The 25,057-nt window shown below is 71.1% G+C and carries 28 protein-coding genes and 1 tRNA gene; 8 read left to right on the top strand and 21 right to left on the bottom strand.

What is annotated here, in order from left to right; translation table 11 throughout:
* Positions 1-5 precede the first annotated feature (5 nt).
* The 10 genes from G5T42_RS13425 to G5T42_RS13380 form a co-directional block, all read right to left on the bottom strand.
* The gene (locus G5T42_RS13425) at positions 6-2,573 is read right to left on the bottom strand and encodes a LuxR family transcriptional regulator (protein WP_165129237.1); all 2,568 of its coding nucleotides are present in this window, start codon (positions 2,571-2,573) and stop codon (positions 6-8) included.
* A 58-nt stretch (positions 2,574-2,631) separates the two neighbouring features.
* Positions 2,632-2,880, bottom strand: coding sequence for a hypothetical protein (locus G5T42_RS13420; RefSeq protein WP_165129235.1), 249 nt, complete (start codon positions 2,878-2,880; stop codon positions 2,632-2,634).
* On the bottom strand, positions 2,877-3,158 hold the full coding sequence (locus tag G5T42_RS13415; RefSeq protein ID WP_165129233.1) for a DUF4242 domain-containing protein: 282 nt from the start codon (positions 3,156-3,158) through the stop codon (positions 2,877-2,879). Before G5T42_RS13415 ends, G5T42_RS13420 begins: the two co-directional genes overlap by 4 nt.
* A gap of 128 nt (positions 3,159-3,286) precedes the next feature.
* Positions 3,287-3,730 (bottom strand): pilus assembly protein TadG-related protein, encoded by a 444-nt coding sequence (locus tag G5T42_RS13410; protein ID WP_241245829.1) that lies wholly within the window; start codon positions 3,728-3,730, stop codon positions 3,287-3,289.
* Positions 3,727-4,200 carry a TadE family protein gene (locus G5T42_RS13405; RefSeq protein ID WP_165129231.1) on the bottom strand — a complete coding sequence of 158 codons (474 nt, stop codon included), beginning with the start codon at positions 4,198-4,200 and terminating at the stop codon, positions 3,727-3,729. The genes G5T42_RS13410 and G5T42_RS13405 overlap by 4 nt, the downstream gene beginning before the upstream one ends.
* A complete protein-coding gene (locus tag G5T42_RS13400) occupies positions 4,175-4,594 on the bottom strand; it encodes a TadE/TadG family type IV pilus assembly protein (protein WP_241245828.1) in 420 nt (139 codons plus the stop codon). Before G5T42_RS13400 ends, G5T42_RS13405 begins: the two co-directional genes overlap by 26 nt.
* Positions 4,595-4,598: 4 nt before the next feature.
* On the bottom strand, positions 4,599-4,790 hold the full coding sequence (locus G5T42_RS13395) for a hypothetical protein (protein ID WP_165129229.1): 192 nt from the start codon (positions 4,788-4,790) through the stop codon (positions 4,599-4,601).
* 21 nt (positions 4,791-4,811) lie between these two features.
* Positions 4,812-5,741: a type II secretion system F family protein gene (locus tag G5T42_RS13390; RefSeq protein WP_165129227.1), complete on the bottom strand. Its 930-nt coding sequence runs from the start codon at positions 5,739-5,741 to the stop codon at positions 4,812-4,814.
* Complete coding sequence (locus G5T42_RS13385; protein ID WP_165129225.1) at positions 5,738-6,595, bottom strand: type II secretion system F family protein; 858 nt, start codon at positions 6,593-6,595, stop codon at positions 5,738-5,740. The genes G5T42_RS13390 and G5T42_RS13385 overlap by 4 nt, the downstream gene beginning before the upstream one ends.
* Positions 6,592-7,743, bottom strand: coding sequence for an ATPase, T2SS/T4P/T4SS family (locus tag G5T42_RS13380; protein WP_165129223.1), 1,152 nt, complete (start codon positions 7,741-7,743; stop codon positions 6,592-6,594). Before G5T42_RS13380 ends, G5T42_RS13385 begins: the two co-directional genes overlap by 4 nt.
* A 132-nt stretch (positions 7,744-7,875) precedes the next feature.
* Between G5T42_RS13380 and G5T42_RS13375 the strand changes: the two genes are divergently transcribed.
* Positions 7,876-8,193, top strand: coding sequence for a PLD nuclease N-terminal domain-containing protein (locus tag G5T42_RS13375; protein WP_165129221.1), 318 nt, complete (start codon positions 7,876-7,878; stop codon positions 8,191-8,193).
* 15 nt (positions 8,194-8,208) lie between these two features.
* Here G5T42_RS13375 and G5T42_RS17775 read toward each other — a convergent pair whose 3' ends face one another.
* Both G5T42_RS17775 and G5T42_RS17770 read right to left on the bottom strand, forming a co-directional pair.
* Positions 8,209-9,006, bottom strand: a complete 798-nt coding sequence (locus G5T42_RS17775; RefSeq protein WP_241245827.1) for an alpha/beta hydrolase-fold protein — start codon at positions 9,004-9,006, stop codon at positions 8,209-8,211.
* A 22-nt stretch (positions 9,007-9,028) separates the two neighbouring features.
* Positions 9,029-9,502: a hypothetical protein gene (locus tag G5T42_RS17770; protein ID WP_241245826.1), complete on the bottom strand. Its 474-nt coding sequence runs from the start codon at positions 9,500-9,502 to the stop codon at positions 9,029-9,031.
* A 152-nt stretch (positions 9,503-9,654) separates the two neighbouring features.
* Between G5T42_RS17770 and G5T42_RS13365 the strand changes: the two genes are divergently transcribed.
* Together G5T42_RS13365 and G5T42_RS13360 are read left to right on the top strand one after the other, a co-directional pair.
* Positions 9,655-9,736: transfer RNA gene (locus tag G5T42_RS13365), tRNA-Leu, on the top strand.
* A 68-nt stretch (positions 9,737-9,804) separates the two neighbouring features.
* Complete coding sequence (locus G5T42_RS13360) at positions 9,805-10,602, top strand: DedA family protein (RefSeq protein ID WP_165129219.1); 798 nt, start codon at positions 9,805-9,807, stop codon at positions 10,600-10,602.
* Between the two features lie 16 nt (positions 10,603-10,618).
* Here G5T42_RS13360 and G5T42_RS13355 read toward each other — a convergent pair whose 3' ends face one another.
* Positions 10,619-11,545 (bottom strand): Ku protein, encoded by a 927-nt coding sequence (locus tag G5T42_RS13355; RefSeq protein WP_165129217.1) that lies wholly within the window; start codon positions 11,543-11,545, stop codon positions 10,619-10,621.
* A 59-nt stretch (positions 11,546-11,604) separates the two neighbouring features.
* Positions 11,605-12,384: a Gmad2 immunoglobulin-like domain-containing protein gene (locus G5T42_RS13350; RefSeq protein WP_165129215.1), complete on the bottom strand. Its 780-nt coding sequence runs from the start codon at positions 12,382-12,384 to the stop codon at positions 11,605-11,607.
* A gap of 87 nt (positions 12,385-12,471) precedes the next feature.
* Here G5T42_RS13350 and G5T42_RS13345 point away from each other — a divergent pair, with 87 nt between their 5' ends.
* Complete coding sequence (locus tag G5T42_RS13345) at positions 12,472-15,051, top strand: ATP-dependent DNA ligase (protein ID WP_165129213.1); 2,580 nt, start codon at positions 12,472-12,474, stop codon at positions 15,049-15,051.
* 3 nt (positions 15,052-15,054) lie between these two features.
* On the opposite strand, the gene G5T42_RS13340 is transcribed toward G5T42_RS13345, so the two are convergent.
* The 4 genes from G5T42_RS13340 to murI form a co-directional block, all read right to left on the bottom strand.
* Entirely contained in the window at positions 15,055-15,975 is a 921-nt protein-coding gene (locus G5T42_RS13340; RefSeq protein ID WP_165129211.1) for a cation diffusion facilitator family transporter, read from the bottom strand.
* A gap of 74 nt (positions 15,976-16,049) precedes the next feature.
* Positions 16,050-16,664, bottom strand: a complete 615-nt coding sequence (gene rdgB / locus G5T42_RS13335) for an RdgB/HAM1 family non-canonical purine NTP pyrophosphatase (RefSeq protein WP_206535642.1) — start codon at positions 16,662-16,664, stop codon at positions 16,050-16,052.
* Between the two features lie 2 nt (positions 16,665-16,666).
* Entirely contained in the window at positions 16,667-17,419 is a 753-nt protein-coding gene (gene rph, locus G5T42_RS13330) for a ribonuclease PH (RefSeq protein ID WP_165129209.1), read from the bottom strand.
* Entirely contained in the window at positions 17,416-18,243 is an 828-nt protein-coding gene (gene murI, locus G5T42_RS13325; RefSeq protein ID WP_165129207.1) for a glutamate racemase, read from the bottom strand. The genes rph and murI overlap by 4 nt, the downstream gene beginning before the upstream one ends.
* A gap of 51 nt (positions 18,244-18,294) precedes the next feature.
* Between murI and G5T42_RS13320 the strand changes: the two genes are divergently transcribed.
* Positions 18,295-19,629 carry a nicotinate phosphoribosyltransferase gene (locus tag G5T42_RS13320; protein WP_165129205.1) on the top strand — a complete coding sequence of 445 codons (1,335 nt, stop codon included), beginning with the start codon at positions 18,295-18,297 and terminating at the stop codon, positions 19,627-19,629.
* A 6-nt stretch (positions 19,630-19,635) separates the two neighbouring features.
* On the opposite strand, the gene G5T42_RS13315 is transcribed toward G5T42_RS13320, so the two are convergent.
* The 3 genes from G5T42_RS13315 to G5T42_RS13305 all read right to left on the bottom strand — a co-directional run bounded on the left by G5T42_RS13315 (position 19,636) and on the right by G5T42_RS13305 (position 22,852).
* On the bottom strand, positions 19,636-19,911 hold the full coding sequence (locus G5T42_RS13315) for a DUF3039 domain-containing protein (RefSeq protein ID WP_165129203.1): 276 nt from the start codon (positions 19,909-19,911) through the stop codon (positions 19,636-19,638).
* Between the two features lie 62 nt (positions 19,912-19,973).
* Entirely contained in the window at positions 19,974-21,542 is a 1,569-nt protein-coding gene (locus G5T42_RS13310) for a hypothetical protein (RefSeq protein WP_165129201.1), read from the bottom strand.
* Positions 21,518-22,852, bottom strand: coding sequence for an ATP-binding cassette domain-containing protein (locus G5T42_RS13305; RefSeq protein WP_241245825.1), 1,335 nt, complete (start codon positions 22,850-22,852; stop codon positions 21,518-21,520). Before G5T42_RS13305 ends, G5T42_RS13310 begins: the two co-directional genes overlap by 25 nt.
* 224 nt (positions 22,853-23,076) lie before the next feature.
* Between G5T42_RS13305 and G5T42_RS13300 the strand changes: the two genes are divergently transcribed.
* The 3 genes from G5T42_RS13300 to G5T42_RS13290 are packed head-to-tail and all read left to right on the top strand — an operon-like array spanning position 23,077 to position 24,995.
* Complete coding sequence (locus tag G5T42_RS13300) at positions 23,077-23,769, top strand: NTP transferase domain-containing protein (protein ID WP_165129199.1); 693 nt, start codon at positions 23,077-23,079, stop codon at positions 23,767-23,769.
* 51 nt (positions 23,770-23,820) lie between these two features.
* Entirely contained in the window at positions 23,821-24,750 is a 930-nt protein-coding gene (locus G5T42_RS13295; RefSeq protein ID WP_165129197.1) for a hypothetical protein, read from the top strand.
* A gap of 2 nt (positions 24,751-24,752) precedes the next feature.
* On the top strand, positions 24,753-24,995 hold the full coding sequence (locus G5T42_RS13290; protein WP_165129195.1) for a hypothetical protein: 243 nt from the start codon (positions 24,753-24,755) through the stop codon (positions 24,993-24,995).
* The last annotated feature ends 62 nt before the right edge of the window (positions 24,996-25,057 follow it).

The raw sequence follows: 25,057 nt of genomic DNA, 5'->3' as shown, positions 1-25,057 counted from the left end.
CTGCCTCACACGAGCCCGAACTCGCTCGCGGAGCGCATCACCTCGCGGCGGCTGGAGAGCCCGAGCTTCGACAGCACCGCCGAGACGTGGTGGTCGGCCGTCTTCGGCGAGATATAGAGCCGCTCGGCCAGCTCGCCGTTCGTCAACCCCTGCGCGACGAGGCGTGCCACGTCGAGCTGACGGTTGGTGAGACCGGCGGGGTTGGCACGGGTGGTCCGCCGCGGCTGAACGGGAAGGGAACGGATGCCTCGCTCCGCGAGCAGCGCGCGCGCCCGCGCCGCCGTTCCGTCGACGTCGAGCTGCTGCAGCCGGGCGAGTGCCGCGATCGCCACCTCGGGGTCGGCCGCGTGCACACCGGCGATCGCGGCGTCGAACGGCGTGCCGAGTGTCAGCCAGAGGTCAGAGGCATCCGCGTGGCGACCCTCGAGCTCCAGGCGATACGGCTCGGCGACCTGGCTCGCAGTCAGCGACATCCCGGTCCGCCGGAGCCAGACGAGCAGCTCCCCGATGGCCCACGCGTTGCCCGGGATCGCTTCGGCACGCTTCACCTCTGCCTCCGCTTCGTCGAGCACGGGATGCCGCTCCCCCGTGTGCCAGGCGCGCTCGGCGTAGGCCGAGAGCACCGCGAGGAGCAGCGGCGACTCGCCGAGCTCACGGGCGTGCTCCCAGGCGAGCTGCAGGTGACGGTCGATCGGGTCGGGATCGCCGCCCTGCCGGAGCGCGAGGAGGGCGGAGAGCACGTGCGGCCAGATGAGGGCGAGCGGCGCGCCGTGATCGTCGATGACGGTCGCGGCATCCTCCCCCGACGCCGTCCACCGACCGCGCAGGAAGTGCAGGCGCGCGCGCATCCCCGTCTGCCACTGCCGGCAGATGGGGATGTCGCGCTCGATCGTCAGCGGGATCGACTCGGCGAGCACCGCCTCGGCCTCGGGCAGTCGCCGGTTCTCGATGTCGAGCGCGGACAGGTTCGAGTAGGCGGTCGTGCCGATCTCGTCGAGCGAGACGTCGATCGCCGCCGACGCCTGCAGGAGGAGCCGCACACGGCTCGCCGTGCTCCCCTCGACGAGGTCGGCGGCCGCCTCGGTGATCGCGAGGCGGCGGCGCGCGGCATCCGTCTTCTCATCCGGAGCAGTCCCGGCGATCTCGCGCGCGACCGCGGCGATGGCGCGCGCGGAGTCCAAATCCTGCCGGCGATAAGCGAGGTACGCCCGCGTCGCCTCGGCCGAGGCGGAGGCAGCGGGGCTCGCGCCTGCGTGCGCGGCGAGGTCCGCCTGCTCCTCGGCATCCCGGCGACGCGCCGAGTAGTACTCGATGACGGCCTGGCGGTCATGGGCCGCGGCGACACCGTCCGGGTCGCCCAGCCGCTCGCGGATGAGGAGCGCGGCGCGCGCCGACTCGCGCGCCTCGTCGAGTCGGCTGACCATGTACTGCTCGGTGCTCAAGAGTTCGAGGAGCTCCGCGCGCTCGGCGCCCGGCGCCGTCAGTCGGTCGAGGGCAAGGGTGAGGAAGGCGACGGACTCCGAGTGGGATCCGGTGCGCGCAGCCTCCTGGGCGGCCAGCCGTGCATAGCGGACGATCCGCCCGCCGTCGTCGGCACCCACCGCGTGGTGGGTGAGCACGGCGTGATCGGTCGAGGCCATCGACTCGAAGGCGTCGAGGATCGCCGCGTGATGCTCCTGGTCGACCCCGGGCGGCGTCCCGTCCGCGATCGCCAGCCTCGCGAGCTCGTGCCGGAAGGCGACACCGCGACGGGTCCGCAGGAGCAAGCCCGTCGACTCGAGGCGCCGCAGCGTCGGCACGTCGATGTGCAGTCGGGGCAGCAGACGATCGTCGAGCGCGTCGGGGGCAGCCGCGATCAGCTGGAGCAGCCGGATGTCCTCAGGCGCGAGGCCGGAGGTGCTCGCAACCACGGCGTCGCGAACGGTCGGCGGCAGTCGCTCGCCCGGATGCCGCGCGATCTCCGTGACGAAGAAGGGATTGCCGCCGGTCAGCTCGTGCACGCGCTGCGCGTCGAGTCCCGCATCGCCGACGATCCCGCGGACCGCCTGAACCGACAGCGGGGCGAGTGCGAGGTGGGTCGCGTGCTCGCTGCGCGCGATCTCGCCGAGGAGCGGGAGGAGTGCGTGGCCGAGCCCGACGTCGCCGTCGCGGTAGGTGACAACGAGCAGGACGGGAAGCCTCTCGATGCGGCGCACCAGGAACCGCAGCACCTCCACCGAGGCCGCATCGATCCACTGGGCATCCTCGACGACGAGGACGGTCGGCTCCTGGCCGAGAAGGTCGACCAGCCGGGTCTCGACGTCCCCGCCCACCGACCCGAGCACATCGCGGATGGGACCGAGGGGGCGCGGCGTTCCGAGCGGGTCGCAGAGCCCTCGCAGGACGCGCGGCCCGATCGCGGGCAGAGAGTCGGCGGACAGTCCGGTCTGCTCGCTCCCGAGGACGGCGGCGACCAGCGCCGTCTTCCCGGACCCGGCGTCGCCGGTCACGGTGACGGTGCGACCACCCTCTCCCAGGCTCTCGAGCTCGGCGCGGAGCTTCGCCGCCTCGAGCTCGCGCTCGAACAGCCCCATGGCGACATGGTAGGCGCCATGGGGCTGTTCGGCGCGGGTCGCGGAGCGAGTCCGCACGTCAGACGGCCGGCCTTCCGGCGAGCAGCCGCGTGCGCTCGGCCCGCGCGCTCAGAAGGTCGCGTGCTCGCTGGGCCTCGCGCGAGACCGAGACCGCCTCGTGGGTCAGCCGTCGGCGGTCCCGGCGGAAGCGCTCGAGGCGCTCGCGCAGCACCCGCCCGAGGCCGTCGGTGAGGCGTCCGATTCCGCCCAGGTAGTGCTCGGCCTGCGCCCCCGGTGATGCGAATGTCGTCAGGGTCGCGGTGCTCATGCCGCCTCCTGCGCCGTCTGAGGCCCGAACTCGGCGACGACCTCGCTGACGAGGTTGGCGGGGAAGCCGCCGCGCCGCGCGTGCTCGCGCACGCTCTCGGGGCTGTCGGTCTGGTGCAGGCAGTAGAGCTTGTCGCCCGCGACGTAGGTGGTGACCCACGTATACGGGATGCCGAGCGAGTCGACCGCTGCGTTCGACGTCTTGGCGATCTCCGCGAGCTCTGCGTGGCTGAGCTTCGAGGCGCCCGGGACTTCGCGTTCGATGAGGAAGGTCTTCATGATGGATCCGTTCTGGGAAGGACCGGTGTTCACCGGAGTGGATCCATGGTCGTTTCCGACCCCCGCCCCTCACATCGGGGGCGGTTCCCCATATTCGCCTCGCTGACCTCCCTACGTGGGTGGGCTGGTCAGCGCAGTGCGGTGCGGCTGGTCGCGGTCGCCTGCAGCGCGACGCCGTCCGGGACGAAGACGGTGAGGACGGGTGGATGCCACGTCCCCGCGACCGTGACGCGCGCCGAGACGCCGTCGGGCGTCGAGGCCGAGAGCAGAGCCGCACCAGCGCCCACGTCGCCGACGAGCTCCAGCGCCTGCGCGCGCACCTGATCGGAGGTGAGCTCGGCTCGCGGCTCCCCGCCCACCACCGACAGCGTGAAGCCGTCCGCGCCGGCGAGGGCGGCGGCATCCGCGAGTGCGTCAAGGCGCTTCTGCGCCAGATACAGGCTCGTCGCATCGACGCAGATCAGCACGGCGACGAGAGCGAGGATCGCGTAGCCGAGCGTCAGCAGCAGGACGCTGCCCTCGTCGTCCGCGGCGTCCGCACGCCGAACCGCCCTCGCCCACCGCCGAGTCACTCGGACCCCCAGAAGCGTGAGACCTTCTGCGCCGCGGTGGCTTCGACGGGGATGCTGGCGAGGTCGTCGAGCCCGAGGACAGGTGGGATGAGCGGCAGCGCCACGCGGGTGCGCAGCGTCACGATGAGCGTGGCGCCGGGTTCGGGGCAGGGGGCTCCCGCGGGCACACACGTGAGAGAGAGGTCGACGGATGCCTCGTCCATCGCGTACTCCTCGATGACCGCCGCGAGGATCCGGTCGGCCCTTCCTCGCGCCTCGTCCGCGCCGTCCGCGGTGGAGATCGCGCGCGCCACGTGCCGCGCCCCTGCCTCGGCGCCGAGCGCCTGCCCCTGGATCAGGCCCAGAGCCACGACGAGATACACGAGCGGCACCAGCATCAGGAGGCCGACGAGGATGAACTCGAGCGGAGCCGATCCGCGCTCCGGATCGTCGACCGCCGGCGGCTCACTCGAAGGACTCGAGCGGTGCATCGGCGCTCACCTCCAGCATCCGCGGCGCTCCGAGCAGTCCGACGAGCGGGAACGGGCAGCGCACGGTGATCCGGACCGATGGATGCCCCAGCACCGCCGTCTCATCGACCTCGACCTCGGAGGCGTACTCATCGCCGACCGTGCGACTGACGATCTCGGCCGTTCGACGCGCGCCCTCCGCCGGCGAGACGTCGGCGAGGGCGGCGTGGTACGCGCCTTCGACGGCGGCGTCGTGGACGACGTTGCGGACGTAGATCGCAAGTCCGAGCTGCAGCACGCCCAGAGTGAGAACGGTCAGGAGGGTGCCGACCAGCACGAACTCGACGGGGCTGGCGCCGGTCTCGTCGTCGAGGACGGCATCCAGCCGCTCTCGAACGCGAACGACCCGGCGCACGGCGTCAGAAGCCCGAGACGCGCTCGATCGCCTGCTGGAACAGGTCGGCGAGAGCCGGGCCGGCGAGCGCCCAGATCACGACGACCAGTCCCGCGGTCATGAGCGTGATGAGCACCCACCCGGGGACGTCGCCGCGCTCGTCGTCGATCGTGACGGCGAGCCGCGCGCGGAGGCGATGGGCGAGGGAGCGGAACATGGGTTTCTCCTTCCGGCTGGGTCAGCCGATTCCGAGTCGAAGCATGAAGATCCCGGGGAAGACGGCGAAGAGCACGCTCAACGGGAGGATGAGGAAGACGAGCGGAACGAGCATGAAGATCTCCTTGCGACCCGCACGCTCGATGAGGCGCCGCTTGGCGTCCTCGCGGGCGTCGAGCGCCTGCGAGTGCAGCACGTGGACGAGCGGCGCACCGCGGTCGAGCGCAGCGACGAGCTGATCCACTGCGCGGGCCAGTGCCGGGATCTCCAGCCGGGCCGAGAGCCGTGCGAGCGACTCGGACAGCGACGACCCCGTGCCGACGGCGACGACCACCCCTCGCAATTCGCCGGTCAGTTCGCCCGCGCCGACCTCGGATACGCGACGCACGGAGTCGAGGATGTTCTCGCCCGCCGACAGGCAGAGCGCGAGGAACTCGAGCACTGTCGGAAGCTCCTCCTCGATGCGTCCGACCCGGGCGGCGGCGGCGCGCGTGAGCGCGAAGTCGTACAGGCTCGCCGCCGCGAACGCGGCGACCGGCGGCAGAATCGCGAGCCCACCCGAGCCGCGTCCGAGGAGCACCAGCACGACGACCACCCCGCCGCCGACCGCGACGCCGAAGACCGCCCACGCGAGCTGACGAGCGCGGAAGGAGGCGGCATCCGTCGTCCTTCCCGTCTGACGCAAGCGGCGCTCGACGGACTCGGAGCCGCCCATCGCCCGCGCGGCGCGATCGATGCCGGCCCGGGACAGGCCGCGCAGGTCGGTGACCGGGATGCCGGACGCCGGCGTGAGTCCTCGCGGGTCGGTCACGTCCCGGATGTACGGAGCGATCCGCCGCGCGAGCGTCGGAGCGCCCCAGCGCGGTGCGAGCGAGAGGATGAAGCACACGCCGAGCCCGAAAGCGGCGCCGAGCACGACCGCCAGGGCCGCGTCGGTCGTGAACAGAGTCATCCGAACCACCGCCGCGGCTCGGGAAGCCGGCCCAGCCGGAGCATGATGCGGTAAGCCACGAACGACACGGCCGCACCGGCGACGACGAGCGCGATGCCCTCGGGGCTCGCGTACGCCTCGGCGCCTTCCGGCCGCATGGCGAGCATCGCGAGGATGACCCAGGGCGCTGCGACGCCGAGGACGGCGGCTCCGCGGATCCACGACTGCCGCGCCTCGACCTCTGCGCGGAGCGTCGCATCCGCGCGGACCGACGCCGCGAGCGCGCGGAGGACCGGCGTCAGCTCAGTACCCCCGACCTGGCGGGCCATCCGGAGAGTCTCGACGATGCGGTCGGCCACGGGATCGCCGAGGGTGGTCTTGAGTCGCCGGATGCTCGAGTCGAAGTGGCCCGATGCGGCGAGGTCGCGGCTGAACGACGCGAAGGCGGGCCGCAGCGGCGACGGCGCCGAGTCGGCCAGCGCGGCGACCGAGTCCGGCAGCGACATCCCGGCCCGGACGGATGCGATCAGCAGGTCGCAGACATCCGGCCACAGCGCGCGCCGGCTGCGGACGAGCCGAGCCCTGCGCGCGCGCAGCCATACGAACGGCGCGAGGGCTCCCGCGCTCGCCGCGACGGCGACGATGGCCGCAACCGGCACCACGAGCCACGCGACTGCGGCCGCGAGCACTGCCACGCCGGCCGACGCCCCGACGACGATGCCGGGGGCGACGTGTGCGAGGCCCGCCTCCTCGAGCAGCCGCGCGAGCGCGCCGGTCGCCCGCGACGGGCGTCCGCCGTGACGCGCGGGCCAGACCCACGGCGAGATCGCGAGCAGGATGCCGGCCGCGAGCACCGCGCCCCACACGACGGTCACGCCGGCGCTCCGCGGTAGAGGGTGCGCGCCTCGATGCCCGACGGTCCGATGGTCGTCGGCTCGACGATCTCGACGACGCGCCGGCGGCCCGAGGCGTCGCGCTGACAGTGGGCCACGAGATGGACGGATGCAGCGACCGCCGGCTGCACGAAGCCCGCGTCGATGTTGCGCCCCGCCAGGAGCGGCAGCGCGGCGAGCTTGCCGAGCGCTTCGCGCGCGGAGTTGGCATGGATCGTCGCGGCGCCTGGCACGCCGGTGTTGAGCGCGAGCAGCAGGTCGAGCGCCTCGGCATCACGGACCTCGCCCACCACGAGGCGGTCGGGGCGCATGCGGAGCGCTTCCTTCACGAGGCGACGGAGCGTCACCTCGCCCGTTCCTTCGAGGCTCGGCTGGCGGCCTTGCAGGGCGACGAGGTCGGGCGCGTCGACCGCCAGTTCGAACGTCTCCTCCACCGTCACGATGCGGTGGTCGCGCGGCGCGGCGGCGATGAGCGCGGCCAGCAGGGTCGTCTTCCCCGCATGCGTCGCGCCGGACACCAGGATGCTGCGGCCCTCCCCCATCGCGCGACGGAGGAGATCGGCACCCTCCGGCGCGATCGACCCGGCCCGGACGAGGTTGTCCAGGTCGCGGTAGGCGGGAAGGAACTTGCGGATGTTGACGGCCCAGTGCCGTCGGGTGATGTCGGGGATGACGACGTGGAGGCGGCTGCCGTCGGGAAGCGATGCGTCGACGAACGGCTGACTGAGGTCGACGCGGCGGCCGGTGGCGTGCAGCATCCGCTCGACGAGGTCGCGTACCTGCGTGTCGGTCAGTGCGAGCGGCACGCGTTCGGAGACGCCGCCGCGTGCGATGAAGATCCGATCCGGCGCGTTGAGCCAGACCTCTTCGACCGTCGGGTCGTCGAGGTAGGCCTGCAGCGGGCCGTAGCCCGCGACCGTCGCGAGCACCTCGCGCACGCAGGCGGCTTCGTCGTCGACAGGTGCGAGGCCTCGGGCGAGGGCGAAGTCGTTGTGCCGCCGCACTTCGGCGCGCACCACCTGCGCCGCGAATTCCGGGTCCCGCGCGGGGTCGGCGCGCTCGGCCCGGAGCCGCTCGCGCACCCGCTCGGCCACGACCGCGGCGGGAGCGGTCGCGACGGGGAGAGGCACCGAAGCATCCTCGCAAGCGCCGCCCGCGGCATCCCGAAGTTATCCACAGCGCACACCGATCCGCTGTGGCGCAACCCATGACACTCCCGCCGGAGGAGTGACACGATGGGGACAACCGCGGAAGGACCAGCCATGACCTCTTACACGAAGAACCTCGCCACTCCTTCGCCCCGCCCCGAGCCGGGAACCCGCACCGAGCCCGGCACCCGCTTGGCGCAGGGCGCCGGCGCCCTCACGTCCGTGAAGGTTGCGGCCATCCCACTCCGCGTCGGCGGCGTGATCCTCGGGCTCGTGCAGTTCGCCTTCGCCTTCCTCGCCGCCTGGGACCTCGCCCAGCGCGATGCCGACGACGTGCGTGGACCCAAGCTCGCGTGGGTGCCGGCGCTCTTCATCAACTGGATCGGTCCTGCCGCCTACTTCCTGTTCGGCATCCGCCACAGCAGGCGCTGAGCACGCGCACCAGGGCTACTCGGCCGACAGTCCGAGCACGGGATACATGACGCGGAACCCGATCTCAAGGCCGCCGGGCAGCGCCGGCCCGACGTGCCCGGCCCCGGGGATCGTCTCGTAGGTCACCGCCATGCCCGCGGCCTTCGCGGCGTCGGACACGGTCTGCGCAGCCTGAACGTACGTCGGGTCGTCCGCGCCGGCCGTGAACACCGCCGTCATGCCGTCGTACGCACCGGGGTGGGCCTTCATGATGTTGACGGGCTTGGATGCCTCGAACGCGGCCTGATCGCCGCCGTAGACGGTCTTCGTCACGGCGTCGGGATCTTCGGAGCCGGGGAACGGCTCGCCCGAGACGTCGATGATGTTCTTCCACATGTCGGGGAAGCTCGTGCCGTACTTGATGGCGCAGCCTCCGCCGTTCGAGTAGCCGGCGATGACCCACCATCGGGGGTCGTCGATGATGGGCAGGTTCTGGCGCGCCCAATCCACGACGTCCTTCGTGATGTAGGTCTCGGCCTTGCCGTACGCCGCGGAATCGGCGCACGCCGGGTCGTTGCCGGATGCGCCGATCTGGTCCGCGACGATGACGATCGGCGCCAGCCCGTTGTTCTTGGCGGCATAGCCGTCGAGCACGGATGCGATGTACGACGGGTCGGGATCGCCGGGGAAGCCCATCATCATGATGACGAGCGGGAGGTCCGGGGCATCCTTCGTCAAGGCGGCCGGCGGGAGGTACAGACCCGCCGGACGCGCATCGAAGCCGGACTGGGCCGTCGGGATGACCTGGGTGCCGACCTTTCCCTGCGTGGGCATGCCGGCGGGAGGCTTCCACGTCTCATACAGCGGCTTCGCCGGAGCCTTCCCCGTCGCCGTCGCGGTGGGAACCGCGATCGGGTGGCTGCCCGAGACGCCGAACACGTCGCCGAGGGTGGGGTCGAGGCCGTAGAACGCGTTGATGCCGATCGCGGCGGTGAGGGGGGAACACGACGATCCCGACGACCGCGACGACCTTCCGCCACACCTTGGGCTCCCAGAGACTCGCGATCGCGAGGCCCGTCGCGGCGAGGCCCGCCATCGCCCACCACAGCACCTCCAGGGGAAGCGGATCCCCGAAGGCGCTCGTCGCATTCGCGACGAGGAAGATCGCCAAGGCCGCAACGGCGCCCGCGAGGGCTCCGATGAGGATCCGCACGATCCAGCGCCCGGTGGGCCTGCGGACGAGCAGGGCGATCAAGGTGCCGAGCGAGAGGATGCCGAGGATCCACGGCACCGGCCCGTCGATGACGGGCAGGTCGAGCAGAGCGTCCACGTGGTCCTCCCACGGCGTCGTCGACGAGGGCGGCGCCCCCCGCGCATGCCGTCACTGTAACCCGAGGACGATTCGAGCGGGAGGACCTCCCTGAGAGCGGGGGCTGTCCCCCTCAGCCCGCGTACAGATCGCTCAGTAGACTGAGTCCACTTGCGGGAGTGGTGGAATTGGCAGACACGCAGGATTTAGGTTCCTGTGCCTCCGGGCGTGTGGGTTCAAGTCCCACCTTCCGCACGGCGTCGCCGGGTCCTGGGCCCGCATTCCGCCCTTGACCGCCGACCGCTCGACCGACGGGAACTCCCTTGCAGCACATCGCGCTCATCCCCTGGCTCGACCCCGAGACGATCATCGCCGCGGCGGGCCCGTGGGCGCTCCTCGTCGTCTGCTTCATCGTCTTCGCCGAGACCGGTCTGCTGATCGGATTCCTGCTTCCCGGTGACACTCTGCTGATCATCTCGGGCCTGCTCTCGCACCCGACGGAGGCCGCACCCAACGGCGTCTTCGGGATCAGCGTGTGGTGGGTCGCCCTGCTGATCGGGCTCGCGGCTTTCGTCGGTGGAGAAGTGGGATACCTCATCGGCTACAAGGGCGGGCCGGCCGTGTTCGAGCGCAAGGAATCGGGCATCTTCAGCGTCAAGAACGTGGAGCGCACGAACGCCTTCTTCCTGAAATACGGCGGCCTGACGGTCATTGTCGCCCGGTTCGTGCCGATCGTGCGCACCTTCGCCCCCGTCGCCGCGGGTGTCGGGAAGATGCACAAGGGCCGCTACACGATCTACAACTTCATCGGCGCGGTCCTGTGGGGCTTCGGCCTCACGATGTTCGGCTACGCGATCGGGTTCATCCCGGTCGTGGGCGAGCTCGTCGCCGAGTACATCGACCTGATCCTCCTCGCCGCCGTCGGGGGAACGCTGATCGTCACGCTGTGGCACTACTTCCGCGAGCGCTCCAAGGCGCGCAAGGAGGCCGCTGCGGGCCACGACGTCGTGACCGACCATGACGAGGCCCGCCACCTCGTCCTCGACCCCGAGATCTTCGAGCGCGGCCGGGAGCACCAGCCCCGCCGCGACGAGAGCACTCCCCCGCCGCCGACCGCGTGAGCGCCGGGCGAGGCGCCTAAGAGGCCTTCGAGGCCTTCTTGGCGGGCGTGGTCTTCTTCGTCGTCGTGCTCTTCTTCGCGGCCGGCTTCTTGGCCGGGGCCTTCGAGGTCTTGCGGGGCGCGGCATCCGTCGCCTTCTCATCCGCGCCACCGGAGCGAGCCGCGCGCGAGCGCTCCACCGACGCGCGCAGAGCCGCCATGAGGTCGATGACCTCGCCGCCGGCCTCCTCCTCCTGCTCGCCGAAGGTCTCGGCCGTGTCGACCGCGTCGCCGTTCTCGAGCTTCGCCTCGATGAGCGTGCGCAGCTCCGCCTGGTACTCGTCGGTGAACTGCTCGGGATCGAAGTCGCTCGCGAAGCTGTCGACGAGGGATGCCGAGAGCTCGAGCTCCTTCGCGGAGATGCGCACCGTCTCGTCCAGCGCCGGGAAGTTCGCCTCGCGCACCTCGTCGGCCCACAGCAGCGTCTGCAGCACGAGGACGTCGCCACGGACGCGGAGGGCGGCGAGCCGGGTCTTCTGCCGCAGCGAGAACCGCACGATGGCGGTGCGGTCCGTCTGCTCGAGCGTCTTGCGCAGCAGCACGTACGCCTTCGGCGACGCCGAGTCAGGCTCCAGGTAGTACGCGCGGTCGAGCGTCAGCAGATCCACCTGCTCACTCGGCACGAACTCCACCACGTCGATCTCGCGGCTCCGCTCGGCTGGCAGCGACGCGAGGTCCTCCTTGGTGAGCACGACCGTCTTGTCGCCGTCGTCGTATGCCTTGTCGATGTCCTGGTACGGAACCACCTCGCCGTCGATCTCGCACACCCGCTGGTAGCGGATGCGTCCGCCGTCCTTGTTGTGCACCTGGTGCAGCGAGACGTCGTGATCCTCCGTCGCGGCATACACCTTGACGGGCACGTTGACGAGGCCGAAGGTCAGGGCGCCCTTCCAGATCGCTCTCATCACACCAGTACACACCGGCCACAGCCGTCACGGCTAGGTCTTGACGGGCTTTCCGGCCGCTAGGCCGTCACCTCGATCTGCACGACGAACTCGTTCTCGTTCGCGCCGTCCTTCGCGCTGACGTCGAAGGCGGCGACGTCGTAGAAGCCCGGCGGAAGATCGGCAGGGAGCGAGAGTCGCGCTGTGAACTGCGACTCGACGCAGCACTCCTCTGCCGTGACGGGCATCGTCATGATCGTGCGGCTGGAGTCGCGCAGCTCCACCGTGAACGACGCCTCGAACAGTTCCGCCGTTCCGGCCAGGATGATGAGCCCGCCCGGTTCGAAGCGATCACCGCACCGCGGGCTCGTGAGGATGATCTTCGGCCGGTCGGGCGAGATCGTGAGCGGCTGCTCGACGAGGTTCGCCATCGAGCCGTCCTGCGCGCTGAGAGTGTAGGCGCGCAAGGTGACCTCCAGGGTGTCCTCCTCCGGCGGGAAGGCCAGCGTCCCCTCCCACGTGCCCCGGGTGCCGCTGCCCGACGTCGCCATGAGATGGCGCACGCACGCCTGCATGCCCGAGGCATCCACGGCGTCGATGGTGAGCGCCGCTTCGAAGACATCCGCCGATCCACTGACCACGAACGGCACCGACACCGTCTTACCCCCGGATGGCCGATCGATCGTGATCGCGGCTCGGGCCGCGGGCTCCTCCGCCGAGGGAGAGGCCGGGGAGGGTTTCGCCGGCGCGGACGACGCGCCGGTGTCAGCGGGCGTCGGTTCGGGCGCGGCGGAGGCGCACGCCGTCAGCGCCAGCAGTGCGGTGAGGACCATGGGCCCGAGCATGCGTCGGATGAACATGCGAAAACGCCTCTTGACGCCGCATTTTACGCCCGTTGACTGCTGTTTTCGAGGTGCCGGGAGTGGTCCAGACGGCAGGATGGTGCCATGCCCGGCGATGAACAGCTCGTGAGGATCGGTGGCAGACGCCTGCGCCTCACGAATCTCGGCAAGGTGCTGTACCCCGAGACGGGCACCACGAAGGCCGAGGTCATCGACTACTACACGCGCATCGCGCCGACGATGATCCCCCATGTCATCGGCCGGCCCGTCACCCGCAAGCGCTGGCCGGACGGCGTCGGCACCGAGGAGCATCCGGGACAGCCGTTCTTCGCGAAGGACCTCGAGCGCGGCGCCCCCGACTGGGTCCGGCGCCTGCCGATCCCCCACTCCGGCGGGCCCAAGGACTACCCCATCGCCGGGGACGTGCCGACGATCGTGTACCTCGCCCAGGTGGCGAGCCTCGAGCTGCACGTTCCGCAGTGGCGCTTCACCCCGACCGGCGACAGGGGCGACGCGGACCGGCTCGTGCTCGACCTCGACCCGGGACCCGGCGCGGGGCTGCCCGAGTGCGCCCAGGTGGCGCGGTGGGCACGCGACATCCTGACCCACATGGGGCTCGACCCCTACCCGGTCACGAGCGGGAGCAAAGGCATCCAGCTCTACTCCGCGCTGCCGCCAGGGCAGTCGAGCGAGCAGGCGTCGGCGCTCGCGCACGAGCTGGCCCGCGCGATCGAGGCCGATCATCCGGATCTGGTCGTGAGCAGCATGAAGAAGGCGATCCGCGGCGGCCGCGTGCTGATCGACTGGAGCCAGAACAACGGCTCGAAGACGACGATCGCGCCGTACTCGCTGCGCGGCCGGCCGCATCCGACGGTCGCCGTGCCCCGCACGTGGGACGAGCTGGACGACCCGGGACTCAGGCACCTGCTGTTCGGCGAGGTGCTGGACCGCGTCGACGAGATCGGCGATCCCCTCTCGCCGCTCGGCTTCCACGCGGGCGGGCGCGAAGCCGACGAGGGACCCCTCAGCACCTACATCTCGATGCGCTCGTCCGATCGCACACCCGAGCCGGTCCCGTCGAACCCCGCGGCGGCCGTGCGGCCGGCCGATGAGCTGCCCACCTTCGTCATCCAGGAGCATCACGCGACGGCGCTGCACTGGGACTTCCGGCTGGAGCGGGACGGAGTGCTCGTCAGCTGGGCCGTGCCGCGCGGTGTCCCGCACTCGTACAAGCGCAACAACCTCGCGATCCAGACCGAGGACCACCCGATGGAGTACGCCTCGTTCGAGGGCACGATCCCGATGGGCGAGTACGGCGGCGGGAGCGTGACGATCTGGGACGACGGCCGCTACGAGCTCGAGAAATGGCGCGATGACGAGATCATCTTCACCGCCGAAGGCCGTCCAGGTGGCCCTCTCGGCCGCGTCCGTCTCGCGCTCATCCGCACGGAGGGCGAGGGGGAGAAGTCCAGCTGGCTGCTGCACCGGATGAAGACGGATGCCGAGGGCAGCGTGCAGCCGGATGGCATCCCCGTCGAGCCGTCGCCGCAGGCCGACGAGCCGCGGCCGACCGCCCGTCGGCGCCGCACACCGGCCCCGGCCGCCGCGGTGGAGGCCCCCGCCTCCCTGGGCGGCAAGAAGGGCGGGAAGAGGGGTCGGAAGAGCGTCGACGAGCTTCTGGCGGAAGCCCCGCCGGCGAGCTGGCCGCCGGATCCCGCCGACCTGAAGCCGATGCTCTCGACGAGCGCGTCCGCCGACCGGGCGCGGGCCGATGCACGGCAGTGGGGCGAACCGGCCTGGGCCGAGGCGAAGTGGGACGGCATCCGCGCCGTCGGCGTGTGGGACGGCACGTCGCTTCGGCTGTGGGCGCGCAGCGGGAACGAGAGCACCGTGAAGTATCCCGAGATCACCGGCAGCGATCCCGGCCTCGGTGCCGAGCCGTGCGTCGTCGACGGCGAGCTGGTCGCGCTCGACAACGGCCGACCGAGCTTCCCGCTGCTGCAGACGCGGATGAACCTCGTCGGCGCCGGCGACATCGCCCGCCTCGCCAAGCGCACGCCTGTCCACTACTACCTCTTCGACGTCCTCGTCGCCCGGGGGAAGGACGTCACGGGCCTCCCCCTGACGGAGCGCCGGCGAATCCTCGAAGACGTCGCCGCCCGCAGCATCCCCTCGATCGTCGTTCCGCCCGTCTTCGACGACGTGGATGCCGCACTCGACGCCAGCCGCCGGTTCGACCTCGAGGGGATCGTCGTCAAGGACCCCCGCTCGGTCTACCGCCGGGGCGTGCGGTCCGACTCCTCGCTCAAGGTGAAGCTCACCCGGACGCAGGAGGTCGTCGTCGCCGGGATCCGCCCGGGTCAAGGTGCGCGCGCCTCGACGTTCGGTTCGCTGCTCCTCGGCATCCCCGGACCCGACGGCCTCCAGTACGCGGGCCGCGTCGGCACGGGGTTCAGCGATTCGGTGCTGCGTGCCCTGCAGAAGCAGCTCGCGCCGCTCGAGACGAATGAGAACCCCCTGGTCGGCGTGCCGTCGCTGGATGCCCGAGGGGTTCAGTGGGTGCGGCCGGAGGTCGTCGCCGAGGTGGAGTTCGGCGAGTTCACGCCCGGCGGCATCCTCCGTCACCCGCGCTGGCGCGGACTGCGCCCCGACAAGCGACCAGAGGAGGTCGTGCGCGAGAGCTGATGGTCACAGGTGCGCGTCGTGCTCGACGTGCCCCGCCGGCTCGAGTTGGAACGTCGAGTGCTCGACGTCGAAGTGCGTGCTGAGGCATCCCTGCAGCTGCTCGAGCATCTCGCCGGATCGCCCGTCCCGCAGCGTCTCGGGGTCGACGACGACATGCGCGGTGAACACCGGCGCGCCGCGCGTGAGCTGCCACACATGCACGTCATGCACGTCGACCACGCCGGGGGTCGAGACGATGTGCTGGCGGATCTCGCGGACATGCACGTTCTCGGGCGACGACTCCGCGAGCACCGAGACGACCTCGCGCAGCAGTCCGATGGCTCGCGGCACGATCATCGCGGCGATGAGGAGGGATGCCACGGCATCCGCCTGCATCCAGCCCGTCGTGAGGACGACGATCGCGGCGACGATCACGGCGGCCGATCCCAGCATGTCGCCGAGCACCTCGAGATACGCCCCGCGCACGTTGATGCTCGTGCGCTGGGCGGCGCTCAGGACCCACATCGAGATCGAGTTCGCGACCAGGCCGACGATCGCGACCGCGAGCATGAGGCCCCCGGCGATCTCGACCTCCGACGGCTGCATCAGGCGGCGGACGGCCTCCACCGCGACCCACACCGCCAGGACGATGAGGATCACACCGTTGACGAGCGCACCCAGCACCTCGGCGCGCTGATAGCCGAACGTGCGCCGGTCGTCCGGGGGCCGTGCCGCGACGGACGAGGCGATGAGCGCGATCACCAGGGCCGCGGCATCCGTGAACATGTGCGCGGCGTCGGCGAGGAGCGCGAGCGATCCGGACAGGACCGACCCGACGATCTGCACGAGCATGACGATCGCGGTGATGCCGAGCGAGATGGCGAGGAGGCGGCGGGGGCCGGCTCCGCGGATCCCCGCCGGGACACCGTGGGCATGGTCGTGCATGGCCCCAGGCTACGACTCGGTGCGACCCGCCCGCCGCGATCGGCGCAAGTCGGGAATGAGTGTGATTCTCAGGCTCAGAGGGCCTCTAGGAGCGGCACGAGGGCGCGGAACGCGCGGGCGCGGTGGGATGCCGCGTTCTTCTCGTCGGCGGTCCACTCCCCGACGCTGCGCTCGTCGGCGGTCGGCTGCTCGTCCGGGACGAAGATCGGGTCGTAGCCGAAGCCGCCCGACCCCGCGGCGGCACTCGCCAGGCGGCCCGGCCAGACGCCCTCGACGACGTGCTCGCCGGCAGCGCTTCCCGCCGCGCCGGCGGGAACGACGAGCGCGATCGTCGACACGAACTGCGCCGAGCGGTGGGGATCGCGGATGTCGGAGAGCTGGTCGAGCAGGAGGTTCAGGTTGGCCGCGGCATCCTTGGCATGTCCTGCCCAATAGGCCGAGAACACCCCCGGCGAACCGCCGAGCACGTCGACGCAGATGCCCGAGTCGTCCGCGAGGGCGGGGAGGCCGGTGTGGGCCGCCGCGGCGCGGGCCTTGATCAGGGCGTTCTCGGCGAAGCTGGTGCCGTCCTCGACCGGCTCAGGGCCGTCGTAGCCCACGACCTCGAGGTCGGGACGCGTCGCGGCGACGATCGCCTGGAATTCCTCGACCTTGTGCGGGTTGTGCGTCGCGAGCACGACCTGAGGCACAGTCAGACGCCCGGCGCCAGGGCGGCGGCCTGCAGGTCGCGCAACTCCGCGCAGCCGTTCACCCCGAGCTCGAGAAGGCGATCGAGCTCGCGCTTGTCGAACGGCGCCCCCTCGGCCGTGCCCTGCACCTCGACGAAGAGCCCGCGGCCCGTCACGACGACGTTCATGTCTGTCTCCGCGCGGACGTCCTCGACATATGCGAGGTCGAGCATCGGCTCGCCGTCGATGATGCCGACCGAGACGGCGGCGACCGAGTCGATGAGCACCTGCGACCTCTGACCGACGAACTTCTTCCCGCGCGCCCACTCGATCGCGTCGGCGAGGGCGACATAGGCCCCCGTGATGGCTGCTGTGCGCGTGCCGCCGTCGGCCTGCAGCACGTCGCAGTCGATGACGATCGTGTTCTCGCCCAGCGCCTTCGTGTCGACGACCGAGCGCAGCGCACGGCCGATCAGGCGCGAGATCTCGTGCGTGCGACCGCCGATGCGCCCCTTGACCGATTCGCGGTCGTTCCGCTCGTTGGTCGCGCGCGGCAGCATCGCGTACTCGGCCGTGACCCAGCCCTTGCCCTTGCCGGTGAGCCACCGCGGCACGCCGTTCGTGAACGACGCCGTGCAGAGCACCTTCGTGTTCCCGAACGAGATGAGCGCCGACCCCTCGGCCTGGCTGCTCCACCCCCGTTCGATGACGACGGGACGGAGCTGGTCGACGGAACGGCCGTCGGCCCGGAGAGTGGTGCTGACGAGGTCGGTCATGAGTTTCCCTTCACGAGGTCGATGGCACCGGTCTGCACGAGGCGGACGTCGGTCACCTCGCGGCCCATCAGGCGGTGTGCGAGGCGGAGGAATTCGTCGGCGGAGGCGCCGGTGGCTTCGTAGACATGGCGGGGCGCGGCATCCCGGCCCGCGAGCAGGTCGCGGGAGACCAGCTGCCGGTACACGTCCTTCGCCGTCTCGGTGTCGCTCGAGACGAGCGAGACCTCGGGGCCCATGACGTAGCTGATGGCGCCCTCGAGGAAGGGATAGTGCGTGCAGCCGAGCACGAGGGTGTCGACGTCCGCGTGGCGGAGCGGCGCGAGGTACTCCTCGGCGACCGCGAGCACCTCGGAGGACTCCGTCACGCCGGCCTCGACGAACTCGACGAACCGCGGGCACGCCTGGGCGAACACGGTGAGGCGCTCGTTGACCTCGAGCATGTCCTGGTACGCCCGCGAGCCGATCGTGCCCTCGGTGCCGATCACGCCGATCCGGCCGTTGCGGGTCGTCGACATCGCCGTGCGGACAGCCGGACCGATGACCTCGACGACGGGCACGTCGTAGCGCTCCCGCGCATCGCGGAGCATGGCAGCCGACGCCGTGTTGCACGCGATCACGAGCATCTTCACGCCTTCGTCGACGAGCGTGTCGAGCACCTCGAGCGCATAGCGCCGCACGTCGGCGATGGGCTTGGGGCCGTAGGGCGAGTGCGCCGTGTCGCCGATGTAGAGCATCGACTCCCGCGGCAGCTGCGCCGAGATCGCCCTGGCCACCGTGAGACCGCCGACTCCGGAGTCGAAGATGCCGATCGGAGCGTCGTTCACGATGGTCCAGCCTACGCCAGCCTCTCGCGGGGCCTGGCTAGGCTGACGCCCATGAGCACGCCCCGGAGCACCGCGCTGCACACCGACCGCTACGAGCTCACGATGCTCGACGCGGCCCTTCAGGACGGGACGGCCCAACGGCGCTGCGTCTTCGAGCTGTTCGGTCGGCGCCTCTCCGGAGCGCGCCGATTCGGCGTCGTGGCAGGCACGGGCCGGCTGCTGTCGCTCATCCGCGACTTCCGGTTCGGCGACGACGAGCTGCGCTTCCTCCGTGACCAGAGGGTCGTGGATGCCTCGACCCTCGACTTCCTCGAGGGCTACCGGTTCACGGGATCGATCACGGGCTACCGGGAGGGCGAGCTGTACTTCCCGGGCTCTCCCCTGCTGACGATCGAGGGCACGTTCGCCGAGGCGGTCGTGCTCGAGACGCTGGCGCTCAGCGTGCTCAACCACGACTCCGCGGTCGCGACGGCCGCTGCGCGCATGAGCGTCGCAGCGGGCGAGCGTCCACTGGCCGAGATGGGCTCCCGCCGTGCGGGCGAGGAGTCCGCCGTCGCGGCCGCGCGCGCCGCGTACATCGCCGGGTTCGGCGCGACCTCGAATCTCGAGGCGGGGCGGCGGTGGGGCATCCCGACCATGGGCACCGCCGCGCACGCGTGGACGCTCCTGCACGACACGGAGGAGGACGCCTTCCGCGCGCAGATCGAGACGCTCGGGACCGACACGACGCTCCTCGTCGACACCTACGACATCCGCGAGGGCGTGAGGACCGCGATCCGGGTCGCGGGGACGGGGCTCGGCGGCGTGCGCATCGACTCCGGCGATCTGCCGACGGTCGCGGCCGAGGTGCGCGCGCTCCTCGACGAGCTGGGCGCCACAGGCACGAAGATCACCGTGACGAGCGACCTCGACGAGTACGCGATCGCGGCGCTCGCGGCATCCCCTGTCGACTCCTACGGGGTCGGCACGTCGGTCGTCACGGGCTCCGGCACGCCGACCGCCGGCATGGTCTACAAGCTCGTCGCCCGGCAGGCGTCGGACGGCTCCTGGGTCGCCGTGGCGAAGGCGTCGACCGACAAGGGCTCGAAGGGCGGGCGCAAGGCCGCTTTCCGCACCCTCGAGCGCGGCGTCGCGACGAGCGAGCTCATCGCGGTCTCGGACGGCTTCGAGGCGGTCGAGACGGAGCTTCAGCATCCGGATGCCCGAGCGCTGCAGGTGCCGTTCGTCGTCGAGGGCGACATCGACACGGCCTACGAAGGAGCGCAGGGTGTCGAGCTCGCCCGCGAGCACCACGCACGCGTGCGGGAGGAGCTCCCCGTCCGGGGGCTCGCGCTCAGCCGTTCCGATCCGGCGATCCCGACGGTCTACGTCGACGCCGTCGCGTGACCCGCCTCAGCCGTTGAGCGACTCGTAGATCTCTTTGCAGGTCGGGCACACCGGGAACTTCTCGGGGTCGCGGCCCGGCGTCCACTTCTTTCCGCACAGTGCGCGCACCGGCTTGCCCGTGATCGCCGACTCGAGGATCTTGTCCTTCTTCACGTAATGCGAGAAGCGCTCGTGGTCGCCGGGTTCGATCGACTCTTCGCGGATGAGCTCTTCGAGCTCTCGGTCGAGGGTGGCGAGACCGCCGGTCCCCTCCTGACCCGGGCCTTCGACGGGGGTGCTCATAGTCGGTCAGTTTACCGCGCGGTCGCCCCCGCGGGCCGGGGAACGGGATGCCGCGGCACGCGTCAGGTGGACTCGGCGAACTCCATGATCCGGCCTTCGCGGCGGCGGAAGACGACGGAGCCGACGGCGATGCCGGCGATCAGGACGAAGAGCCCGATGCCCACGCCGCCCCACAGCGCCGTCTCGGCGTAGCGAACGTCCCGGGTCAGCGCGAGCCACGCCCACCACAGCGCCGGCGCGCTCAGCACGACGGCGCCGAGCATGACGAACGCCTGTGTGAGGGCGCTTCCCGATCCGGTGCGCTGAGGCTGCTGGAAGGGGCTCTCGCCCGGCCGTGTGACGGCATACGGCCAGGCTGCCGACGAGATGCTCGAGAGGCCGAGGCCCGTCAGGAAGAGCGACGCGCAGACACCCGCCATCGCCGGCAGGACCGCCCAGCGCCCGTGCAGCGAGATCGCGAACGGGATCGAGATCGCGAGCACGAACGCGCCGATGAGGAGGACGGGGACGAGCCGGCCGATGCGATCGGACGCACCGCGGATGCCGCTCGCGATGTGCATCCAGACCGCCGTCGAGTCGTAGGCGACGTCGTTGTGCGGCAGCCAGCCGAGAAACAGCGCGGCGAGGGGCACGGGGACGAGGGCCACGACGGCGGGCGGCACGCCGGCGATGAGGAGCGGCACGACCGACAGGGCGGCCGCGATCGGGATGATGACCATGTTCGCGATGTACCGCCGGTCGCCGAACCAGTACAGGAGGCTGCGGGCGGCGACCGCCCCGCCGGGCGTGCCCGGGGCGACGGCGAACCAGCCGAGGCCGCCGCGCTCGCGAGACGCGACCGGACGCTCAGTAGTGGTCAGCACGCGGTGGACGGCCCAGACCCAGACGAGACCCAGGACGATGATCGTCGCGAACGACACCAGGAGGCTGAGGATCGCTTCCGAGGCGCCGGTCGCGAGAAGACCGGGGAACGCGAGAGCCGCGCCGAGCGGCGTGAGCGCCAGGGTCTCCGCCGCCTCGGTCAGCTGCGTCGGCACGACGCCGCCCCACTCCAGCGACGCCAGGAAGACACCAACCGGCACGACGACGACGAGGATCGCGAGGACGAAGAGTCCGGACAGCTCACGCGACCGGCGCTCGTCGAGGAACATCGACGTGATGGCAATCGACACCCGGGCGAGGAGCACGCACGTGACCACCTGGAGCACCGCACCCAGGGCGGCGGCCGGCCACGGCACGTCATGCGCCGTCCACACAATGGCGACGCAGGCGCAGACGGCCGCGAGCACGAAGGTCGGTACGCTCACGAAGCCGACGAGAGCCAGGGCGCCGGCGAGCCGGAGGGGCGGCAGACCGAAGACCGTGAACCGGCGGGGGTCGAGCGGATCGCTGACGCCGACGATCAGCGGGGCGAGGACGTAGCCGAGCGTCACACCCGACGCGCCCAGCACCGTGACGACGAAGAGGACGCTGTCGGGCGAGTCGTCGAGCGACAGGATGCCCCAGCATGCGGCGGCCGTGGCGACGACGAGGATGACGAGGCCCGAGACGACACGCGCGATGTGGCGTCCGTCGCCGCGCAGCGTTCCGAAGAGGATCCCCAGCCTCAGTCGGAGAACGTGTGCAGCCACTCGAGGCCCTCCACGTCGCTCAGACCGCCCGCCAGCTCGATGAAGCGCTGCTCGAGCGTCAGCTCGCCGCGCACCTCGTCGACCGTGCCCTCGGCGAGCACCTGTCCCGCGACCATCACCGCGACGCGCGAGCAGACCCGCTCGACGAACTCCATGCCGTGGCTCGACAGGATGACGGTTCCGCCGTGCGCGACGTACGCCGAGAGGATGTCGAGGATCACGGCGCTGGACACCGGGTCGACCGCCTCGAACGGCTCGTCGAGGACGAGGAGGCGCGGGGAGTGGATGAGGGCGCCCGCCAGCATGACCTTTTTGAGCATGCCCGCGGAGTAGTCCGCGACGGTGCGGCCGAGTGCGTCGGTGAGATCGAAGGCCCGGGCGAGGTCGGCGATGCGGCTCTCGACCGTCGCCGACGGCAGGCCGCGCAGCACGCCGTAGTAGTAGAGCAGCTGCCGCCCCGTGAGCCGATCGAAGGTGCGCAGGCGGTCGGGAAGCACGCCCATCAGGCGCTTGGCCTGCGTCGGGTGGGCTCCTGCGTCGACACCGGCGACCTGGATGGAGCCACGGTCGGGTCGGAGCAGCCCCGCGATGAGCGACAGGGTCGTGGTCTTGCCGGCGCCGTTCGGGCCGACGAGACCGTAGAAGGTCCCGGCGGGTACGGTGAGGTCGACCCCGTCGACGGCTCGCGTGTCGCCGAACGCCTTCGTCACGCCCCGGAGCGTGAGGGCTGCCGTCGCCGTTTCCGGCGCGCCGTCGAGGACGACGGATGCCGCGAACGGGTCAGGCGCGTCGCTGTCGGCGACCGCTGCGGGTTCTTCTGGCGCGGATGCCGAGGGCTCGACTGGTTCTTCTGGCGCGGATGCCGGGGGCTCGACGACCTCGGGGGCGACGACCGCCAGGTCGTTGACGACCTCAGGTTCGGCGACGACCTCGGGCTCTGGCTCGGCGGCGACGACCTCGGGCTCAGGCTCCTGAATGACCTTGTGCGCGGCTTCGACCACCTGCGACTGCGGCGTTTCGGGAGCCGCGGGAAGCGGTGGCTTCGGCGGGATCGTCAGATCTTCCGGCAGCGCCGGAACCGGCGGCACCACGGGAGCGTCGACGAGGTCGGGCGGCAGCGGGGGCGGCGGTCCGGGATCGGCGACGGCCGGCTTCTTCGTGCGTCCGTGGGACGGCCGACGCGGCTTCTTGCCCCGCCCGGACGGCCGCGGGCGAGGTGCATCTGCGCCTGACGGGAGCGGAACGACCGGGGCGGCCCGACCCTCGCCGGTCGCACCCTCCGGATCGTCCGGGAAGGCGTCGCGTGGCACCGGCATAGAGGCTGTCACCGGTCAAACGTATCAAGCCCGCGTCCGAACACGGCCTCGGAGAGTCCGTACCGTGTCCTGATCGAGTCCCGGGAGTTATGTCACGAAACGACAACGGCGGCGCCGTATTATGCACCCTCCCAGGCGGTCTGGATAGCATGTAGCAGGCACGAGGGAGTGTCGGTTCGGTTAATCGACCGTGCACAATCGCACTCCAGGAGCAGATCTTGACTCTTCAGACCGTCATTCTCGCGGCCGGCATGGGCTCACGACTGGGCCGCAGCCTGCCCAAGCCCCTCACCGAGCTGAGCGACGGCCGCAGCATCATGCGGCAGCAGCACGACAACATCCGCGCGGCTTTCGGCGCCGAGGCCCGCATCACGACTGTCGTCGGCTACCGCGCTGAGACCATCGTCGAGGCGTTCCCCGACGTCGACTACGTCTACAACGACCGCTACGACCAGACCAACACGTCGAAGAGCCTCCTCCGCGCGCTCACCACGACGGGCCGCAGCGGCGTGCTGTGGATGAACGGCGACGTCGTCTTCGACCCGCGCGTCCTGGGGCGGGCCATCGCCCTCATCGAGCGCGATCAGTCCTTCGTGACGGTCAACACGTCGAAGGTCAGCGACGAAGAGGTCAAGTACACGACGTCGCCCGAGGGCTTCATCCGGGAGCTGTCCAAGACGGTGGTCGGAGGCATCGGCGAGGCCGTCGGCATCAACTACATCTCGAGCGCCGACAAGAAGGCGTTCATCCGCCAGCTCACGCGCGTCGACGACCAGGACTACTTCGAGCGCGGCCTGGAGCTCGCGATCGTCGAGGACGGCCTGCGTCTGCAGCCCCTCGACATCTCCGACCTCTACGCCGTCGAAGTCGACTTCGCGGAAGACCTCGAGCGCGCCAACCTCTTCGTCTGACACGCGTCAAGCCCCAGTCTCCGCGCAGCGCACCCTCGTAGGATCGGCCTGATGGCCGACAAGGTGCACCGCATCCACTCGCTCCCCGACGGCGCCCCCTGGGACGGCGGGCTCCCACCGGTGGGTTCGGACGAGCATCCGCGCACCGTTCGCACGCTCGACCGCGTGCTGGCGATCCAGCGGCCGGTCGTGCTGGCGCACCTGCGCAGCATCCGGCTGCGGCATCCCTCCGCGTCGACGGCCGAGATCGTCCGGATCCTCGAGCGACGCTATCTCGCCGCCGTCACGACCGGAGGCGCCGCCGTCGGCGCGACGGCCGTCGTGCCGGGGATCGGCACCGGCATCACCCTGACGCTGAGCGGCGTCGAGACCCTCGGATTCCTCGAGGCGACTGCTCTGTTCGCGCAATCGGTCGCCGAGGTGCACGGCATCCCGATCGAGAATCCCGACCGCGCGCGGGCGCTCGTCCTGACCCTCATGCTCGGCAAGGAGGGCGTCGATCTCGTCTCGCAGCTGGCGGGCCAGGCCGCCGGCCGGGGCGTCACGCGCGACAAGTACTGGGGCGAGATGGTCACCAAGACGATCCCCCGTGCCGCGGTCGGACCCATGGTTGATCAGCTGAAGAACATCTTCATGCGGCACTTCGCCGTGCGCGGCGGCGCCTCGTGGATCGGCAAGGCGCTGCCCTTCGGCATCGGAGCCGCCGTCGGCGGCGCGGGGAACAACATCCTCGGCCGCCGGGTGCTGGTGAGCTCCCGGCGAGCGTTCGGGCTTCCGCCTGTGCGCCTCCCCGAGGAGCTCGAGCCCCGCCCCGGGGCGACGCGGATGGAATACGCGGCCGGCCGGGGCATCAGGCGCGCCGGAGGGGCCGTCGTCGGCGGCGTGACGCGCAGCGTCCAAGCCGCGGGCAGCGCCGGGAAGCGGGTCGGCGGAGCCCTCACACGACGCAAGAAGCCTGAGATCACCACGGGAGAGGACTGAGCATGGGTCTTTTCACTCAGCGCCCCGAAGAGAACGAGGAGTGGGCGGGCCTGCCGTCGGAACCGGCGCGCGCCGAATCAGCCGCGGAGAGGCTGCCGGATGCCCCGTCCCCCGGGGCCGGCGGGATCGACCTTCTCTTCGGCGCGGGGTCGGTCGTCATTCCTGTGACGCCCGTTGTGGAGCAGTCCGCCGACCGCGACGACGCCGACCCCGGACCCGACCCCGACGCAGGCGCGCAAGACTAACCACCTCGGGCGAAGGCATCAACCCCGGCGAGGGAGGATGACGCTCGGCCCGGCGTCGCAAT

This window comes from Microbacterium sp. 4R-513 (assembly GCF_011046485.1).
GTDB lineage: Bacteria > Actinomycetota > Actinomycetes > Actinomycetales > Microbacteriaceae > Microbacterium.
The sequence above is the reverse complement of the archived record's forward strand: the minus strand, read 5'-3'. Positions and strand labels throughout refer to the sequence as shown.

What these genes read in the sequence shown, in the direction of transcription:
- G5T42_RS17775 (WP_241245827.1), bottom strand. Translation starts at nt 9,006, where the DNA reads ATGCCCACGCAGGGAAAGGTCGGCACCCAGGTCATCCCGACGGCCCAG.
- G5T42_RS13390 (WP_165129227.1), bottom strand. Translation starts at nt 5,741, where the DNA reads ATGACTCTGTTCACGACCGACGCGGCCCTGGCGGTCGTGCTCGGCGCC.
- G5T42_RS13345 (WP_165129213.1), top strand. Translation starts at nt 12,472, where the DNA reads ATGCCCGGCGATGAACAGCTCGTGAGGATCGGTGGCAGACGCCTGCGC.
- G5T42_RS13425 (WP_165129237.1), bottom strand. Translation starts at nt 2,573, where the DNA reads ATGGGGCTGTTCGAGCGCGAGCTCGAGGCGGCGAAGCTCCGCGCCGAG.
- G5T42_RS13320 (WP_165129205.1), top strand. Translation starts at nt 18,295, where the DNA reads ATGAGCACGCCCCGGAGCACCGCGCTGCACACCGACCGCTACGAGCTC.
- G5T42_RS13355 (WP_165129217.1), bottom strand. Translation starts at nt 11,545, where the DNA reads ATGAGAGCGATCTGGAAGGGCGCCCTGACCTTCGGCCTCGTCAACGTG.
- G5T42_RS13415 (WP_165129233.1), bottom strand. Translation starts at nt 3,158, where the DNA reads ATGAAGACCTTCCTCATCGAACGCGAAGTCCCGGGCGCCTCGAAGCTC.
- G5T42_RS13315 (WP_165129203.1), bottom strand. Translation starts at nt 19,911, where the DNA reads ATGAGCACCCCCGTCGAAGGCCCGGGTCAGGAGGGGACCGGCGGTCTC.
- G5T42_RS13295 (WP_165129197.1), top strand. Translation starts at nt 23,821, where the DNA reads ATGGCCGACAAGGTGCACCGCATCCACTCGCTCCCCGACGGCGCCCCC.
- G5T42_RS13420 (WP_165129235.1), bottom strand. Translation starts at nt 2,880, where the DNA reads ATGAGCACCGCGACCCTGACGACATTCGCATCACCGGGGGCGCAGGCC.
- G5T42_RS13290 (WP_165129195.1), top strand. Translation starts at nt 24,753, where the DNA reads ATGGGTCTTTTCACTCAGCGCCCCGAAGAGAACGAGGAGTGGGCGGGC.
- rph (WP_165129209.1), bottom strand. Translation starts at nt 17,419, where the DNA reads ATGACCGACCTCGTCAGCACCACTCTCCGGGCCGACGGCCGTTCCGTC.
- G5T42_RS13350 (WP_165129215.1), bottom strand. Translation starts at nt 12,384, where the DNA reads ATGTTCATCCGACGCATGCTCGGGCCCATGGTCCTCACCGCACTGCTG.
- G5T42_RS13395 (WP_165129229.1), bottom strand. Translation starts at nt 4,790, where the DNA reads ATGTTCCGCTCCCTCGCCCATCGCCTCCGCGCGCGGCTCGCCGTCACG.
- G5T42_RS13375 (WP_165129221.1), top strand. Translation starts at nt 7,876, where the DNA reads ATGACCTCTTACACGAAGAACCTCGCCACTCCTTCGCCCCGCCCCGAG.
- G5T42_RS13405 (WP_165129231.1), bottom strand. Translation starts at nt 4,200, where the DNA reads ATGCACCGCTCGAGTCCTTCGAGTGAGCCGCCGGCGGTCGACGATCCG.
- G5T42_RS13340 (WP_165129211.1), bottom strand. Translation starts at nt 15,975, where the DNA reads ATGCACGACCATGCCCACGGTGTCCCGGCGGGGATCCGCGGAGCCGGC.